This is a genomic window from Mucilaginibacter sp. Mucisp86, assembly GCF_047324315.1.
GTDB lineage: Bacteria > Bacteroidota > Bacteroidia > Sphingobacteriales > Sphingobacteriaceae > Mucilaginibacter.
Genome location: NZ_CP168503.1, coordinates 2,589,030 through 2,604,993, shown reverse-complemented (window position 1 = coordinate 2,604,993; position 15,964 = coordinate 2,589,030). Strand labels below are relative to the sequence as shown.

At 43.8% G+C, this 15,964-nt stretch carries 18 protein-coding genes; 3 read left to right on the top strand and 15 right to left on the bottom strand.

Features of this window, described 5'->3' with window-relative positions; all coding sequences use genetic code 11:
• Nucleotides 1-165: 165 nt before the first annotated feature.
• The 12 genes from ACEN9X_RS11035 to ACEN9X_RS10980 form a co-directional block, all read right to left on the bottom strand.
• Nucleotides 166-867, bottom strand: a complete 702-nt coding sequence (locus tag ACEN9X_RS11035; RefSeq protein WP_413670418.1) for a peptidoglycan DD-metalloendopeptidase family protein — start codon at nucleotides 865-867, stop codon at nucleotides 166-168.
• 10 nt (nucleotides 868-877) lie between these two features.
• Nucleotides 878-1,255, bottom strand: coding sequence for a 30S ribosome-binding factor RbfA (gene rbfA, locus ACEN9X_RS11030; protein WP_090532309.1), 378 nt, complete (start codon nucleotides 1,253-1,255; stop codon nucleotides 878-880).
• Nucleotides 1,256-1,355: 100 nt separating this feature from the next.
• A complete protein-coding gene (locus ACEN9X_RS11025) occupies nucleotides 1,356-1,721 on the bottom strand; it encodes a hypothetical protein (RefSeq protein ID WP_413670417.1) in 366 nt (121 codons plus the stop codon).
• A gap of 15 nt (nucleotides 1,722-1,736) precedes the next feature.
• Entirely contained in the window at nucleotides 1,737-2,963 is a 1,227-nt protein-coding gene (locus ACEN9X_RS11020; protein ID WP_413670416.1) for an FtsX-like permease family protein, read from the bottom strand.
• A 64-nt stretch (nucleotides 2,964-3,027) separates the two neighbouring features.
• Nucleotides 3,028-3,666: an MBL fold metallo-hydrolase gene (locus ACEN9X_RS11015; RefSeq protein ID WP_413670415.1), complete on the bottom strand. Its 639-nt coding sequence runs from the start codon at nucleotides 3,664-3,666 to the stop codon at nucleotides 3,028-3,030.
• A gap of 393 nt (nucleotides 3,667-4,059) precedes the next feature.
• Nucleotides 4,060-4,689, bottom strand: coding sequence for a SprT-like domain-containing protein (locus ACEN9X_RS11010; RefSeq protein ID WP_413670414.1), 630 nt, complete (start codon nucleotides 4,687-4,689; stop codon nucleotides 4,060-4,062).
• Between the two features lie 159 nt (nucleotides 4,690-4,848).
• Nucleotides 4,849-6,963, bottom strand: coding sequence for a ferrous iron transport protein B (gene feoB / locus ACEN9X_RS11005; RefSeq protein WP_413670413.1), 2,115 nt, complete (start codon nucleotides 6,961-6,963; stop codon nucleotides 4,849-4,851).
• A gap of 10 nt (nucleotides 6,964-6,973) precedes the next feature.
• A complete protein-coding gene (locus ACEN9X_RS11000; RefSeq protein WP_413671130.1) occupies nucleotides 6,974-7,189 on the bottom strand; it encodes a FeoA family protein in 216 nt (71 codons plus the stop codon).
• Nucleotides 7,190-7,721: 532 nt separating this feature from the next.
• Nucleotides 7,722-7,865 (bottom strand): hypothetical protein, encoded by a 144-nt coding sequence (locus ACEN9X_RS10995; RefSeq protein ID WP_413670412.1) that lies wholly within the window; start codon nucleotides 7,863-7,865, stop codon nucleotides 7,722-7,724.
• A complete protein-coding gene (locus ACEN9X_RS10990) occupies nucleotides 7,852-8,250 on the bottom strand; it encodes a VanZ family protein (protein WP_413670411.1) in 399 nt (132 codons plus the stop codon). Before ACEN9X_RS10990 ends, ACEN9X_RS10995 begins: the two co-directional genes overlap by 14 nt.
• Nucleotides 8,251-8,631: a glycine cleavage system protein GcvH gene (gene gcvH, locus ACEN9X_RS10985; RefSeq protein ID WP_413670410.1), complete on the bottom strand. Its 381-nt coding sequence runs from the start codon at nucleotides 8,629-8,631 to the stop codon at nucleotides 8,251-8,253.
• Between the two features lie 199 nt (nucleotides 8,632-8,830).
• Nucleotides 8,831-9,808, bottom strand: a complete 978-nt coding sequence (locus ACEN9X_RS10980) for a tetratricopeptide repeat protein (protein ID WP_413670409.1) — start codon at nucleotides 9,806-9,808, stop codon at nucleotides 8,831-8,833.
• 110 nt (nucleotides 9,809-9,918) lie between these two features.
• On the opposite strand from ACEN9X_RS10980, the gene ACEN9X_RS10975 reads away from it, so the two are divergent.
• From ACEN9X_RS10975 to ACEN9X_RS10965, 3 genes are all read left to right on the top strand, one after another.
• On the top strand, nucleotides 9,919-11,130 hold the full coding sequence (locus tag ACEN9X_RS10975) for a serine hydrolase domain-containing protein (protein ID WP_413670408.1): 1,212 nt from the start codon (nucleotides 9,919-9,921) through the stop codon (nucleotides 11,128-11,130).
• A 168-nt stretch (nucleotides 11,131-11,298) separates the two neighbouring features.
• Complete coding sequence (locus ACEN9X_RS10970; RefSeq protein WP_413670407.1) at nucleotides 11,299-11,613, top strand: YbaB/EbfC family nucleoid-associated protein; 315 nt, start codon at nucleotides 11,299-11,301, stop codon at nucleotides 11,611-11,613.
• 349 nt (nucleotides 11,614-11,962) lie between these two features.
• A complete protein-coding gene (locus tag ACEN9X_RS10965; RefSeq protein WP_110586282.1) occupies nucleotides 11,963-12,640 on the top strand; it encodes a metal-dependent hydrolase in 678 nt (225 codons plus the stop codon).
• A 192-nt stretch (nucleotides 12,641-12,832) separates the two neighbouring features.
• On the opposite strand, the gene ACEN9X_RS10960 is transcribed toward ACEN9X_RS10965, so the two are convergent.
• The 3 genes from ACEN9X_RS10960 to ACEN9X_RS10950 form a co-directional block, all read right to left on the bottom strand.
• Nucleotides 12,833-13,021 carry a hypothetical protein gene (locus tag ACEN9X_RS10960; RefSeq protein WP_413670406.1) on the bottom strand — a complete coding sequence of 63 codons (189 nt, stop codon included), beginning with the start codon at nucleotides 13,019-13,021 and terminating at the stop codon, nucleotides 12,833-12,835.
• Nucleotides 13,022-13,094: 73 nt separating this feature from the next.
• The gene (locus ACEN9X_RS10955) at nucleotides 13,095-14,357 is read right to left on the bottom strand and encodes a glucose-1-phosphate adenylyltransferase (RefSeq protein WP_413670405.1); all 1,263 of its coding nucleotides are present in this window, start codon (nucleotides 14,355-14,357) and stop codon (nucleotides 13,095-13,097) included.
• The gene (locus ACEN9X_RS10950; RefSeq protein ID WP_413670404.1) at nucleotides 14,354-15,778 is read right to left on the bottom strand and encodes a glycogen synthase; all 1,425 of its coding nucleotides are present in this window, start codon (nucleotides 15,776-15,778) and stop codon (nucleotides 14,354-14,356) included. Before ACEN9X_RS10950 ends, ACEN9X_RS10955 begins: the two co-directional genes overlap by 4 nt.
• Between the last annotated feature and the right edge of the window lie 186 nt (nucleotides 15,779-15,964).

Sequence of the window (15,964 nt, the reverse complement as noted above, 5' to 3'; positions counted from 1 at the left end):
TGTGGGATTGTGCGATTCCCTCCCCTGGGAGGGTGTAGGGAGGGGTTTCGCCTGCAGACTTATCTGCTTTAATGACGCATAAACCCCTCCCTGCCAATGCACATCCCCACCTCACCCCTCCCAAGGGAGGGAATTATAAAATTGTCCAATAACGGCTTAGAGCAACTAATTCACCGCATCCGGAAATTTCAATATCAATCCCGGATCGGGGATATTCTTTTGCCAGGTTTCTTTTTCAGAAAACTTACTTACGCCGGGATAGTCGCCTTGCCTGCCTTCCATATCAAACATCAGCTGGAAATGCAGGTGCGGCGGCCATTGGCCGTTTTCATCGGCATTGCCAAAAGTTGCTATTTGCTGGTTCTTAGAAACCGGCATGCCGGCTGATAAGCCCTCCAGGCTTTTACGGCTTAAATGCCCGTACAGGCTGTAAAGGGGTAGCCCATCAAGGTCATGCTGTAAAACAATCGTCGGGCCGTAGTCGCCAATGTTGTTGTTATCCTGGAAGCTGTGTACAATGCCATCGAGCGGAGCGTATACAGGCGTTCCGGCATCGCTCCAGATATCAACACCCAGGTGTAAGCGGCGGGGCTCGTCATCAGTATCAAAATGGCTGCTGAAGGCATAGATGGTGCGGTGCTCCATATAGCCGCCAATACCGTAACGGCAATTATTATCATGCAGTTTATCGCTAACCAGCTGACTAAACAGCCAGGGTTTGTTAATAACCTCTGCCGTCAGCTCTTTGTTGGCGGCAGTAAGGTCAAAATGATAAAGGCGGTCATGATCTGCATCAAAATCAACCACTTTGCCAATGGCTTCAGGGTGATTGTTGATGTAATCAGCAATCAGCGTGTGCCGGTCCATTAAAAAGCTGTTAGTTTTCTTCGGTATCCGGTTGGCGCTCTTCTTTGCTGATCTTATCGAAGATCTTGTCCATGCGTTCAACGTATTCGCTGGTATCGTCAACAAAAAACTCCAGTTGCGGGATGATCCTTACCTGGTCTTTAATGCGCGCGCCCAATTTATACCTGATCTCTGAAGCGTGCGATTTGATGGTATGCAAAGCGGTTTGCACGTTAGGATTGCCTAAAAAGCTTAAAAATATACGGGCTATGGCCAAATCGGGTGTTACGCGTACCTTGGTTATGGTTACCAGGGTATTAGGTAAATAATTCATGCCCTCGCGCTGAAAAATGGCTGCAAGGTCTTCCTGTATTACTCCGGCAAATTTTTGCTGACGTTTTGATTCCATTGGTTATTAGTTAACGCCGATAAGGCAGATGAGTATTTAATGCTTAATGCAAAAGCCTAAGTTATTGTTTTAGGCTTTTATTAACAATCACGGCAGGGTGTTAATTACATACGTCCTGCGGGATCTCTTTGGTTATTTTTACTACTTTTTTTACAACAAGGGTGCTGTCATATTCCGACCCCATCCCCGCCTTGCCCGATTTTGATTTGATGCCTTCAACCTCTACATAAACGGGCTCGTAAGGTTTTTCGAAGTTGAGCTGCGAGTACTGCAACTCAAGCTGGGCCGAACTATCTACCGCCCAAAACTCCTGGCCGCTATCGCAATCTTTAAATGATTTTATTTCGGGGCCCGCACTATACAAGCCTTTGTAAAGCGTCACCTCATCCTTTTTATGGGTATCATTATTACATGCGTAAACAGCAGTAACAACAAGCAGCAAAATAAAAACTCTGATATACCTCATACCCATTTAACAAATTTACAAATCCTGTTTGATTTCATCCAATCCTTTAATACTTAAACGGGCACTGATGCCGGCCGCAATTACCGAAATACCTCCAACAGTTAACAGCACCAGGCCAAAATCCTTAAATTTAAGATCGATAGGGTAAGCATCCAGTACCGTCATTTTAGCCCCCATTTTTATCCAGCCGTAATGTTGCTGCAGCAGGCAAAAAATGGTGCCGAGCACCATACCGATAATACAGCCAACGGCAGTGATCATCATTCCCTCAAAAAAGAAGATCCCCTGAATCATGTTTTTGTTGGCACCCAATCCGCTTAAAATGGCTATATCCTTACGTTTGTCGATAACCAGCATGGTTAACGAGCCAATGATATTAAATATTGCAATAATAAGCACAAAGGTAAGGATCATATAAACCGCCCAACTTTCGTAATTGAGCGTTTTATACAGCTCACTGTTTTGTTCCTTGCGGTTTTTTACGGTAAAATCTTTCCCTATTTTATCCTGAATATCTTTTTGTGCGGCATCGAGATTGGTGCCGCGTTTAAAATTGAGCTGAAGCGAAGATACATTCACCGGCTGATCAAGCAGATCGCGGGCAAACTCAATTGGGGTTACAGTTATATCATCAAACTCCTGCTGTATGGCAAACACCCCCGACGGATTGATACTACGAACAACAAATTCGTTTAAGGGGTTGGCCGAGTTTTCCGCATCGCGCCGCGGCGAAAAAACCTGTATTGGCGAAAGCTGATCATGTACGTTAATGCCCAAAGTGCGTTGTATTGTAGAGCCAATCACCGCAAAATTTTGATCGCCGCTTTTAAGCGTGAACGAGCCTATGGCTATAGTACTATCAAGCTGGCTGTTTTTCAAAAAATCATCGCTCACACCCATTACCGTGCCTAAAAAGGGATTGTCGCCATATTTGATTAGGGCTTTTTCCTGAAGTACCTCGGTAAAAGAAAACACACGGGCATCTTTATGCAGGGAAGCAAAGTAAGGTGTGTTGGGATTAAAAGTTTTGCCCAGTTTGGCTTCTATCTTTATTTCGGGCGTAAAATTGCTGTATAACGACAGGATAACCTTTTCAAAGCCATTGAACACCGACAATATGATTAGTAAAGCCGCGCTGCCAATAAGCACCCCCAGCATAGAAATGCCCGAAATGATATTGATAGCATGCATTTTTTTACCCGAAAACAGGTAACGCTTTGCTATGTAAATGGACGTGTTCAATTGTGTTGGGGGTTATGCGTTCAGGTTTTATTTATGCTTTGATAAAACGTTGCTAAGGCTTTAACTAAGTTAAAAACGGATTGTTTTGTTTTTCGTAACCGATGGTTGTTTCGGGGCCGTGGCCGGGATAAACGGTAACATCATCGGGCAGGGTAAACAGTTTGGTTTCGATATTATCGATCAGCTGGGTAAAGTTACCACCCGGTAAATCCGTACGACCGATACTATTTCTGAACAGTACATCTCCCCCTATCAGGATTTTTGCCTCTTTATCATAAAAACACAAATGTGCAGGCGAATGTCCCGGCGCAAAGATCAAATGCAGGGTGGTGTTGCCAAAATGGATGGTACCTGTTTCGGGCAAAAATTCATCGGGCATCGGCGATACATCGTAACGGAAACCCATAGATGGCGCGTAGGCTACAACTGCAGCCAATACTTCCGACTCACCTATGTGGAAACGGGGCTTAAGGCCGTATTGATCAAACACAAATTTATTGCCCAGCACATGATCGATATGGCAATGAGTGTTAAGCAGCATAACAGGCTTCAGGTTATTGTTTTTGATAAAGCTAACAACCGTGTTTTGCTCGGGCGCGGTATACATACCCGGGTCAATGATCACGCATTCGCCGGTTTCATCGTACAAAATATAGGTATTTTCCTGGTAAGGGTTATTTACAAATGATATAACTTTTGCCATGCGGTAAAAGTACGGAATAAATTGATTGGGTGTTGGGGATCGAGAATTGAAGATTAAACGAGCGTCATTGCGAGGAACCATCAGGGAAATCCTGAAAAAATCGTGATGACGTAAAAAATATATTCCAGCGATACTGTGCGGGGGCCGCGTTAGTGATAGTAGCGGATACCGGCCATGTGGCTAATGCCTGTGCAGTATGAGCAGATAGCACGGGCTGCAGGCAACGCCCATATTCACAAAACTGATAAAAAACACGCTTAATAATCAATAACATACAATCACGTCATTATAAGCGTAGCGCGGCAATCCCCTATAAGCATGCCCGCCCTGTATAGTTCGCGATTGCTTCGTTCCTCGCAATGACGTTTTTTGTTTATGCTCCAATAAAGCTAACTACGCTGCCGTAGCGCCCTCAATCAATTCCACCTCGGCCACCGGACTAAACAGGTAGATCCTCCGGGTTGCCACCTCGGTACATTTAAACCGCTTACGCAGTTTTTCATCCTTGCGGAATACCCGGCCATCCTTCAGCTTGAATAATGCCTTAAGGGGGATCTTTTCCACCGTCAAAATTGCTTCCGATGCTTTTGGCGGATCATACTTGCGTAATGAGCGGTATAAGTTCAGATCAGAGCAGCTTGAGGCTGCCGGATTATCCAGATAGTTTACGATAGCCTTTTTAACATCATCCGGAAAAATTTCTTTTTCAAAAAATGGCTGCATCATTTTTTTGAAATTGTTTTTCCACTCTGTGCCGTGGGGTTTGGCTTTTTGTTTATGCTCGTTCCAGGTATGCAGGTGCGCAAACTCATGTACTGTGGTTACCAAAAAAGCATAGGGGTTAAGATCATAATTAACCGAGATCCGGTGGCCTTTGCCGCCGTAGGGCGAACGATAATCTCCAAATTTGCTGTTGCGGTTGCGCGAAATTTTCAATTCGCATTTGAAGTAGTCGATCCACCGGGCAATAAGCGGGGCTGCTTCTGCCGGTAAATATTTCTCTAAAACTTTTACTTTATCCAATTTTTACCTCAATACAAATATAAGGTTTTTGTGGCGCATAGTTCATAGATCATGGTTCATAGCTTTTTTGTTATTGTTCTATGACTTAAGCAAAAAATTAAGTGGGGATACCAAAAAGCTTTTACCATGAACCATCAACTATGATCCATGAACCAAAAGCTACTTCAGCCAGTGATATACAATAAATGATGCCGTATACGCCAGCATAGTCATATAAGCAAACTGGGCAGCAGGCCATCGCCAGTCTTTGGTTTCGCGGTAAACAACCGCTACTGTACTGGCGCATTGCATGGCGAAGGCATAAAACATCATGAGCGAGAAAGCCACCGCAAGGGTAAACACCGGCTGGCCGGTTTCTGGATTTTTAGCTTCATGCATTTTTTCCTGTACCGATTGCAGCTTGTCGGCATCGCCCTCCACGCTGTAAATGGTGGCCATGGTGCCCACAAATACTTCGCGGGCAGCAAATGAACTGATGAGCGCTATGCCTATCTTCCAGTCGAAGCCAAGCGGTTTAATAACGGGCTCAATAACATGGCCGAATACGCCGGCATAAGAGTTTTCCAATTTTTCGGAAGCGATAACTTTGGTCAGGCTATCCGGTGTCATGGTTTTGGTGTATTGCGGCTGGGCGTATTGTTTATCTATTTGTGCAAACCTGTCGCCCGGACCGTATGATTTCAATACCCATAATATTACCGATACCGCGATGATTACCTTGCCGGCCTGCAGCACGAAGGTTTTTGAACGGTCATACATGGTAAAGATCACGTTCTTCCACCTTGGCATTCGGTAAACGGGTAGCTCCATGATAAAGTAACCACGTTCGCGGGCTTTGAGGATAAACTTCATCACAAATGCCACAATAATGGCCGAAAAAATGCTAAGCACATACATGGCCGTAAGCGCGAGGCCTTGCAAGTTAAAGACCCACCACACGTTTCGGTTAGGAACAACCAATGCAATCAATAAAGTATAAACGGGTAAACGGGCCGAGCAGGCTACCAGTGGTGTTACCATAATGGTGATCATCCTGTCTTTCCAGTTTTCGATAGTGCGGGTACTCATGATAGACGGCACTGCGCATGCAAAACCGCCTATAAGCGGCACTACCGATTTACCGTTGAGCCCTACTTTACGCATCACCTTATCCATCATAAATGTAACGCGCGACATGTAGCCTGTATCTTCCAGGATGGAGATGAGCGCAAAAAGAATAGCTATCTGAGGTATAAATACCAACACCCCGCTCAGGCCGGCGAGTACACCATCAATGATCAAACTACTCAGCGGACCGGCAGGCAATACTTTAGCAGCGCCAGCCTGCAGCCAGATAAACAGGTCTTCGATGAGCGACATCGGGTATGCCGACCATGAAAAAATGGCCTGGAATATGAACAATAAAATAGCGAAGAAGATTACGAAGCCAAATACTTTGTGGGTAAGGATCTTATCTATCTTGTTGCTTACGGTTTCGTCATGTGCCATTTCGGGCTTGGTAACGGTATCGTAAAGGAGATCGTTGATAAAGTTATAGCGGGCAACAGTTTCTGTAGCCTGTACTTTTTGCGAATGGAAGGAATATTCCTGTTCTAACTGCTCAATACGGTCGCTTTCGGTTGATGAAAGATAACTGAGCGTTTCGTGCTGATGGGCGAGTTGCAGGGCCACATACGGATTTTCAACCTGCATTTCCTCTTTTATCCGGGCTATGATGCCCGGGGCTATGCTTTCAATATCAATGGTATCCTGCTGCAGCGGTATGCTGTTGGCAAAGGCAATGGTGCTTTTAAGCTTATCAATACCCGTATTTTTCCTGGCGGAGATAGGCATCACCGGCACGCCCAGCTTTTTGGCGAAGAGATCGATATTGATTTTGATACCCGCTTTTTCCGACACATCTATCATGTTGAGCGCAACCACCACGGGGATCTTTAGGTCGGCAATTTGGGTGTAGAGCAGCAGGTTGCGTTTTAAGTTGGATGCATCAAGAATCACCACAACCAGATCAGGCACCATGCCTTTTGATTTATCGGCCAGTACCGAAAATACAATAGATTCGTCTTTACTTTTTGGGTAGATGCTATAAGTGCCCGGAAGGTCAATTATTTCGGCCGTGCGGCCATCGGGCAGGGCACAAAAGCCTGTTTTTTTATCAACAGTAACCCCCGGAAAGTTTCCGATTTTTTGATTTAGCCCGGTTAATATATTAAAGAGAGTTGATTTACCGGTATTTGGATTTCCTACAAGTGCAACTCTTATATTGGTTTTCAATGCTTACAAACTACTGCAAAATGATGGTAGATGCTTCAAACCTGCGTAAGCTAAGCTGGTAGCCGGATACGCTGATAGCAATAGGATCGCCGAGGGGTGCGATACGAGAAATGCGGACCTCTTCGCCGGGTAAACAACCCATCTCCATCAGTTTTACCGACATTTCAAGGTCGGTAAATTCCTTTACGATACCTATTTCGCCTACTTCCAGTTGTGATAGCTTCATCATTTATATATAAAACGTAGCAAATGTAAGCTTATTTATATTAAATCCAAATAAGATGTGCGATGTTATGCAGATTTTAAATGTGCAGATGTGCAAATGACTTTAGTGTGAAGTTTAGAGGCAAATATGAGGGATTCCGGATGTACAGATTTCAAACGTGCAGATGATTTTTTGATGCCATTGATTTTGCTTTTCCTGCTTTTTACTGACACGATTCTGTCAGTGTTCAATTTTTTAAAAAACGGGTGTTCAACTTTTAATTTCTGAAAAATGCAAGTCTTTGATTATCAATAATGTTTTGTTCATGTTTGATAAAATGCCGATAGTTGTAAAACTTAATAAGTTGATTATCAATGGTGTTTATTTTGGAAAAAATTGCAAGTGTTTACACTTTAAAAAGTTGAACACCCACAAATTGATTAGTAAATTGTGCTTTGCCTGAAATAATCTTACGCGCTAAACCATCATTTGCACATCTGCACATTTGGAATCCGCACATCTATCATCATCTGCACATTTGAAATCTGCACACCTAACTCATCATTTGCACATTTGCCCCTGCAGATTTGATTTTTCCAAAATGCGGGCAGCCGCAGCCTTTATGGAAAATGCCGCATGACGAGGCCAGGGTTAATAGTAGCGCACCCAATAAAATAACCAGTTTATTCTTTTTCATTTTTTCCAATCGCCTCAATAGTCAGCATAACACTAAAAACACCCATACAAGCCCCAAGCACATCGCAAAAAAGATCGTTCCAGTCGCCGGTTCGCCAGGTGAAAACAAATATCTGTAGTATTTCAATCAGTCCACCAAAAACTATGCTGGCAGCCCATATGATAAACATGCCTGTATACGTAAGCCGCCGGGGTTTTTGTTGCCTGATAACGCCAAAAGAAACCAGCACAATCAGCGTAAAAAACAAACCGCAATGGGTTAACTTATCAAAGCCTTCAAAAAACAGGGGCGATTTATCAACATCATCAAGGTGTATGGAGCAAATCACTAAAACAAATAAGGCCCACAAAATAGCGGGCCCGTGATATTTTAAAAACAGCTTCATTTATACGCCGATAACCGTTTTGTAATCGTCGGCAGATAAAAGCGAGTCAACATCAGCAGCATTGGCTACGGTGATCTTTACCATCCAGCCTTCGCCATATGGATCAGTGTTAACCAACTCAGGTTCGCTGTTTAAGGCCGGGTTAACTTCAGTTACAGTGCCAGTAACAGGCATAAACAGGTCAGATACAGTTTTAACTGCTTCAACAGTGCCAAAAACTTCGTCTTTAGCAACTTCTTTACCTAATGAAGTAACATCAACATAAACAATATCGCCCAGCTCGCTTTGAGCAAATTCGGTGATGCCTACGGTAGCTACATTGCCTTCAACCTTAATCCACTCGTGATCTTTGGTGTATTTTAATTCAGCCGGAAAATTCATGTCGTTAAATTTTGTGTGCCCAAAAATAGTGTAAATATGTTTCAATGTGCAAATTTCAGATGTGCAAATAAATTTATTGATGTGCAGATTTCAGATGTGCAGATATGCAAATTAGTTTTTTAGCTTACTGATTGCTTTTCAAGCTGAGATGATCATTCATCTGCACATCTGTAATCTGCATATTTGCACATCAACGAAGTTAAAATTTCCTTTCTGCAGATGCTATCCACTCATCCAGTGCTTGGCGCTTATCTGCATTGCTTTGTAGCCAGGCAGCACCTCCGGTTTTATCCGCACTTAAACCAATCATTTTAACCGCGGTTGAAAAATGCGGTGTTTGGGCCAGCTTATAAAAGAAAGCTGCATAATAATTCCAAAAGAAGGATTGCTTGCCTGCTTTTTCGCCAAGTTTGCCAACAGCAGCAAAAATAGTTTTCAATTGTATTTCCAGCTGACCGCCTGATGCAGCGACAGCGGTACCTAAAGTTTTATTGAGCAGCAGAGTTTCGGGGTCTGCTTTAGCCGCTTTCAGATCGCCACCTTTCAGCAGGCTTTGCAGGTTGGTGTAAGCTTCGTCGGCACGAGGGCCTTCCGGGTCGAGCAGCAGGAAGCTGCACAGGCCCATCAATGCCGGCACCCTCTTGTTTTGGTGGAAGGTTACCAGGCCATAAAGCCGCTGGCTGTTGGCATGTTTCGGATCAAGCTTAATGGCTTCAATGGCCGCCAGCTCAGCCTCTGCATATTTTTGTGCACGGAAATAAGCTATCCCCAGATTAAAATACAATGGCTGATAATCGGGCTTTAATTTGATGCCTTCTTTATAAGCATCAATAGCTTGTTGCGGCTGATGTGCGGTATCATAAATACTGCCCATGAGTTCATAAGCCGGCCCGGTAAGATCGCCGCCTGCTTTAATTACTTTGTTAAGATAGGGTATCGCTTCAGTTCCCTTGCCCGAAGCATTGAGGCTGAAAGCCAGCTGGTAGCTGGCCTGTGTGTTATCGGGCTCGGCAGCCAGTGCCTCTTTGTATTTTTCAATAGCCGCAGCATAATTTTTTTCACTGTTAAGCCTGATACCTTCTTTTATAGTGCTGCTAACATCAACATTTTGAGCGTGTGCCAGTCCCGTAGTTAGCACTAAAGCTACAATGAGCAAGCCTTTTTTCAACAAAATCATACTTAAACATACTAAAGAGTGCTAACTAACAGAAAATTTTAAAACTTTAATTAATACCTGATGTATAATTTCTAATTTTCGCATTCGTTTAGTGTGAGATAAATTGCTTTATGAGATTAGTGTACAAAAGCCTGGTAGTGTTTACTGCCCCCCTGTTACTGTTAGCCTGTTCATCCAAAAATAAAAATAAAGACCAATCGCAGTCGCAGATTGCGGCGAAGCCGCTTGATACCGCAACGCTGCTTGCCTATAATCCTAAAAACGCCGATAAAAAGATAGATGCCGTAATGCAGGAGCTGCACCGCACCCGTGGCTTTAACGGCAATGTACTGGTGGCAAAAAAAGGTAAGATAGTTTACGAAAAAGCCATTGGCTGGGCCGATTACCTGCACCGCGACAGCCTGAAGATAGGCTCGCAGTTTGAATTGGCATCGGTTACCAAAACCATGACCTCAACTGCTATTTTGCAGCTGATGGAGCGAGGCAAACTCAAGCTTGATGATGATGTTAAAAAGTTTTTTCCTGATTTTCCGTACGATGGCGTAACCATTCGCTTGCTGCTCACTCACCGTTCGGGGATGATGAATTATGTATATTTCATCGACGATATCTATCGCAAAAATCACCTTAACCAGCGCAAAGGCCTTACCAATGCCGAGGCCATGAAAATGATTGCCGATAATAAGCCGACACGTTTCAATGAACCGAATAAGCGCTTCCTGTATAATAACTCCAACTTTATGGTGTTGGGTTCCATCATTGAAAAAGTGAGCGGAATGAGCTATGCCCAGTTTATGCAGGAAAATGTGTTTAAGCCAGCCAGTATGGCGCATACCCATGTTTATTCAAAAGCGGTATATGATAAAATTCCTGTTGATGTTGTTGGGCACGACCGCGGCCAGTGGCGCTATTCGGTAGTGCAGAACTTTTTGGACGGCCCCGTGGGCGATAAGGGTATTTACAGCACCGTTGGCGACTTATTCTTATTTGACCGTGCCTTACGCGCCGGATTGTTGCTGAAGCCGGCCACGCTTGATTCGGCCTATGTGCCGCGCAACCCGATGGTTCACGGGCACTTTAGTTATGGCTATGGCTGGCGCACATTTACCGCGCCCGGGCAGGAAGTGATCTATCACACCGGCTGGTGGCATGGTTTCAGGCATATTTACCTGCGCGATATGAAGAATGATATTACTGTGGTATTGCTCACCAACCTGGCCAATGGTAGTCTGCTTAAACTCGATGACCTGTTTAACACAGTTGGCATGCCGGTTGTACGTAAAAGTGCGTATAACGGAAATGGTGATACCAGTGATGATTAACTTTTTGATGTGCAGATGTGCAAATTTCAAATGTGCAGATTAAAATAGATGGAATGAAAATTGTAGTTAACTAAAACGGTGATCTAAAAGGCATCTGCATATTTGCACATCTATAATTTGAAATCTGATCTGCATATTTGCACATCTGAAATTTGAAATCAAAAAATCATGTTTGATAAATTAATGGAAGCCCAGCAAAAGGCTGGCGAAATGAAAAAACGTCTTGATGCTATCAGTGTATCAGGTTCGGCCGAGGGCGGCAAAATTGTTGTTAATGCTAACGCCAATAAAGTAGTCCAGTCGGTAGTAATTGATCCTGATTTTTTAGCTGATGCCGATAAAGAGGAACTGGAAGAACTGCTTGTAGTAGCTATAAATAAAGCGATTGAACAAGCCGAAAACATTAACCAGAGCGAAATGGCCGCCATGACCCAAAGTATGTTTGGCGGCTTGGGCGGGCTTGGTAATATGTTTGGTAAGTAAAATATATTTCCTACCACAAAAAGTGTCATTTCGATAGAACTTGGGCGGGTTGCGCATTGGGGCGAAAGAGAAACCTTATACGTCATAAAAAGCCAACTTGCATAGTTTGTCATGCAGGGCGTATAAGATTTCTCACCCTTGACCTACATTTGGTCTCCCCGCCAAGGGTTCGAAATGACATTTTTTTATGAAAGGCTAAATGTCGCAATCTAAACCGGAACTCTGAGATTCTGCTCCATCCCCCCCCTCCCAACAATTTGTTCAAACATCTATTTGTAACTTTTCTGCCACTAAATCAAATCGCTGGTATAAGTGTTTTACTTTTGATCAGATCATAAAATAACATTCTATGAAAACTACTTATTATGGCCAATCGGCACTTGAGATTGTAACTGGCGGAAAAAAATTACTTTTCGATCCGTTTATAAGCCCTAACCCGTTGGCAAAGGATATTGACATTCACAGCTTAAAACCCGATTATATCCTGGTATCGCATGGCCATGGCGACCATGTGGCCGATCTGTTGGAAATTGCTAAGAGCAGCGGTGCTAAAGTAATTTGCATTGCCGAAATTGCCGGATGGCTTGGTACCAAAGGTATTGAAAATGTACACGGAATGAATATTGGCGGCGGCTTTAACTTTGATTTTGGCCGGGTTAAAATGGTGAATGCTGTACATTCAAGCACTTTGCCTGATGGTTCGCCAGGTGGTAACCCTGCCGGCTTCGTTATTTACGCTGAAGGAAAAGCGGTTTACTTTGCCGGTGATACTGCACTTACTTATGATATGAAGTTGCTGGAAGATGATAACCTCGATTGGGCATTCCTGCCTATCGGAGATAACTACACCATGGGGGCTGATGATGCCATTAAAGCAGCTGCATTCATCAACTGTAAAAACATTATCGGTGTTCACTATGATTCATTTCCGGTTATTGAAATTGATAAGGATGAAGTAGCTGAGAAGTTTATTAAAGCCGGATTGAATTTGAAGTTGCCTGCTATTGGAGAGACTATAGAGTTGTAAAACCTTTACGTCATCCCGAACTTGTTTCGGGAACCCATTGACAGGAGCGCATTTGCAAGGCGTAAACTTAGCATGTGGGGTGCTGAAACAAGTTCAGCATGACGATTTGGATAACGCAAACAGCCCAAGCATTCGCTTGGGCTGTTTGCGTTTAATACCACCGAAATCAACTCCCGGTTTCAGAAAAAAGACTTATTTCTTCTTCATCTTCATGGTGTCTTTTTTCATGATGGTATCTTTTTTCATTTTTTTAGGCTTGGTTTTCTTCTTGGTAGTATCAGTTTGCATAATGCCTTTTGATGGGCGAACTAATGTGCCATGAGCGAAAACGCTGCTGAAAGAGATCGCTGCTAAAGCGATCATACATAGTGCCTTTTTCATAGTTGATTATGTTTTAGATGGTTAGTATTATCTATAACAAATTAACTATGGTTTGTTTTTTTTTATTTTTTAATTAAATAACTGTGCCGCTTGGTATTATGGCGCGTTTCTTAACCACAACAATGCCATCCTGAACGGTATGGGTGCCATAATCACCGTCTTCAAGCTTTTCGCCGCAGTTGATGGTTACGTTATCACCTATATAAGTATTTTTATCAATGATGGCATTTAAGATGTGGCAATTATCACCGATGCCCATAATTGGGGAACCGCTTACTTTCGATTCGGCAATCTCCTCAAGGGTTTGATAATTGTCGCTGCCCATTACATAGCAGTTTTCAATAATGGTATTTACACCAATACGGGTACGGATCCCGATTATGGAATGTGTGATCTGCTTGGCGTTGATGATACAGCCGTCCGCAACAATAGATTTCTCCATCAGCGTGCCTGATATTTTTGACGGCGGCAGCATACGTGCACGGGTATAGATCGGGTTTTTATCAAACAGGTTAAACTTCGGGATATTGTCGGTTAACCCAAGGTTAGCTTCAAAAAACGAAGGGATAGTACCGATATCTGTCCAATAACCTTCGTATTGATAGCTGGCTACACGATGGCCTTCAATTGATTGTGGGATGATCTCTTTACCAAAATCGGTACGCTCGTTGCCTTCAAGCAACTCATACAGCAACTTCCGGTTAAAGATGTAGATACCCATTGATGCCAGGTATACGCGACCCGCTGCCTGCATCTCCGGACTAACTTCTGACGCCCAGCTTTCGAAATTGCTTTTTGGCTTTTCGACGAACGAGGTGATCATGTTGTTCTCATCTGTTTTCAGGATCCCAAAACCCGGAACATCAGCCGCATCAACCGGGATGGTTGCTATGGAAATTTCGGCATTGGTTTCGATATGATGGTTGATCATATCTTCAAAATCCATCTGGTACAACTGATCGCCCGAGAGGATCAGTACATACTCAAACTCATGCACTGCCAAATGGTGTAAGCTTTGCCTAACCGCATCGGCCGTACCCTGAAACCAGGCCACGCTTGATGGTGTTTGCTCTGCTGCAAGGATGTCAACAAAAGCATCACTAAAGCTGCTGAAATGGTATGTGTTTTTGATGTGCTTGTTTAACGAGGCCGAGTTAAACTGCGTTAGCACATAAATACGCGTAATGCCCGAGTGCAGACAGTTTGAAATGGGAATATCCACCAAACGATATTTACCCGCAATTGGAACTGCCGGCTTTGACCGCGTTGCGGTAAGCGGTGATAAACGGCTGCCCTGGCCGCCACCGAGCACAATGGAGATTACTTTGGATGTCATAAAGTTAGTTTTAAGCTTTCGTATAGTTCAGTGTATTGTTGTGTTGAGCGTGCCCATGAAAAATCAAGTGCCATCATTTGCTTGCGGAGCTGCTGCATTTTTGCGGTATCCTGATAAAGTTGTTTGGCTCTAAATACCGAGTGGCAGATATCCTGCACACTGGCTTGTATAAAGCGGATACCGTAGCCTCCTTCATCGCCAAAGTCAATAACAGAATCCCGTAAACCACCGGTGCTGCGTACAATAGGCATGGTGCCGTAACGTAGTGCATACAGCTGGTTTAGGCCGCAAGGTTCCACGCGTGATGGCATCAACAGAAAATCGGCCCCGGCGTAGATCAGGTGCGCCAATGATTCATCGTAGCCAATAAATACATTGCAATGCTCCGGATATTTATTTTTAAGCTGAAGCAGGGTCAGCTCGTTTTCTTTATCGCCTGCACCTAATATTACAAAGTTTACTTCACCTTCGTTTTCGAGCAGACTGCGCTCAATGGCGGCAGGCAAGAGGTCGGCCCCTTTTTCGACAACCAGGCGACCGATAAAGGTGAACAACGGTTTTTCGGGGTCAAGCTCAAAGCGTTTGCAGATAGCCTCTTTATTAGCTTTTTTGCCTTTTGCCAATGTTTTAACCGAAAACTTGTTCGGGATCATCGGGTCGGTTTGCGGATTCCAAACCTCCGTGTCGATACCGTTCATGATACCGTAGCCCTTTGCCCGTTCAATGTAAAACAGGTATTCCAAGCCGTTGGAGTTGTAAGTGAGCTCCTCCAGATAAGTTGGCGAAACCGTTGTATAACGCCAGCTGCATTTAACTGCAGCAGCCAGTGGATTGATACCTCCTGCCCAGTCAAGCAAGCCTGTTTTGGTGAGGTCAATTTCGGGCAGCAATGATAGCCTGTCCCAGCCAAAGGCGCCGTGGTACTGACCATTGTGTATGGTAAATATGGTTGGTGTATTAGCCAGTCTTGTATATAGTTTTGAATGATAAAGCAGGAATGGGACTAAACCGGCATGGTGGTCATGACAATGGATCAGATCGGGCGTTTGCTGTGAATAGCTGATCCAATCTAAAAATGCCAGCTGAAAGGCCATGAACTGGTCGCGTTCATCAGGGTAACTATAAATGTTTTCCCTGTCGAGCAGGCCGGGGATCTTCACTAAATAAAGCTCAAAACCAAGTTTATTTGTTTTCTCTTTTAATATCTCGAAGAAAAGGCGGCGGTTGCCAAGCAGGGTTGCCGCAGCAAAAACAATTTCAAAGTCGTTTTCCTGGGTAAACTTACGGTCGTAAAAAGGCATGACAACAGCGGCCTGCAAACCTGCAAGATTCTGGTACTTAGGCAATGCGCCAACAACATCGGCAAGCCCGCCAACTTTAGCAACGGGATAGCACTCGGCACTCAAATGGTATATTTTCATTCAGGTTTTATTGGCTCAATTTAAGCAAAGATTACCAAAAGAGAAACCTATGAGAATTAATATAGTTTTGGAAAATTTAGATAAAAAGCACTGAAATTTTATTATCGTTAAGATGTTATAGTTGTAAAAATGGTAGGGAAAAGGGGGCAGGGTAAGTATAGGTTAGTGTATTATGAAAGGGAAAGA

Excerpts from the sequence above, each read along its gene's own strand:
- ACEN9X_RS11035 (WP_413670418.1), bottom strand. The coding sequence starts at position 867 with ATGGACCGGCACACGCTGATTGCTGATTACATCAACAATCACCCTGAA.
- rbfA (WP_090532309.1), bottom strand. The coding sequence starts at position 1,255 with ATGGAATCAAAACGTCAGCAAAAATTTGCCGGAGTAATACAGGAAGAC.
- ACEN9X_RS11025 (WP_413670417.1), bottom strand. The coding sequence starts at position 1,721 with ATGAGGTATATCAGAGTTTTTATTTTGCTGCTTGTTGTTACTGCTGTT.
- ACEN9X_RS11015 (WP_413670415.1), bottom strand. The coding sequence starts at position 3,666 with ATGGCAAAAGTTATATCATTTGTAAATAACCCTTACCAGGAAAATACC.
- ACEN9X_RS11000 (WP_413671130.1), bottom strand. The coding sequence starts at position 7,189 with ATGAAGCTATCACAACTGGAAGTAGGCGAAATAGGTATCGTAAAGGAA.
- ACEN9X_RS10995 (WP_413670412.1), bottom strand. The coding sequence starts at position 7,865 with ATGAAAAAGAATAAACTGGTTATTTTATTGGGTGCGCTACTATTAACC.
- ACEN9X_RS10990 (WP_413670411.1), bottom strand. The coding sequence starts at position 8,250 with ATGAAGCTGTTTTTAAAATATCACGGGCCCGCTATTTTGTGGGCCTTA.
- gcvH (WP_413670410.1), bottom strand. The coding sequence starts at position 8,631 with ATGAATTTTCCGGCTGAATTAAAATACACCAAAGATCACGAGTGGATT.
- ACEN9X_RS10980 (WP_413670409.1), bottom strand. The coding sequence starts at position 9,808 with ATGATTTTGTTGAAAAAAGGCTTGCTCATTGTAGCTTTAGTGCTAACT.
- ACEN9X_RS10975 (WP_413670408.1), top strand. The coding sequence starts at position 9,919 with ATGAGATTAGTGTACAAAAGCCTGGTAGTGTTTACTGCCCCCCTGTTA.
- ACEN9X_RS10970 (WP_413670407.1), top strand. The coding sequence starts at position 11,299 with ATGTTTGATAAATTAATGGAAGCCCAGCAAAAGGCTGGCGAAATGAAA.
- ACEN9X_RS10965 (WP_110586282.1), top strand. The coding sequence starts at position 11,963 with ATGAAAACTACTTATTATGGCCAATCGGCACTTGAGATTGTAACTGGC.
- ACEN9X_RS10960 (WP_413670406.1), bottom strand. The coding sequence starts at position 13,021 with ATGAAAAAGGCACTATGTATGATCGCTTTAGCAGCGATCTCTTTCAGC.
- ACEN9X_RS10955 (WP_413670405.1), bottom strand. The coding sequence starts at position 14,357 with ATGACATCCAAAGTAATCTCCATTGTGCTCGGTGGCGGCCAGGGCAGC.
- ACEN9X_RS10950 (WP_413670404.1), bottom strand. The coding sequence starts at position 15,778 with ATGAAAATATACCATTTGAGTGCCGAGTGCTATCCCGTTGCTAAAGTT.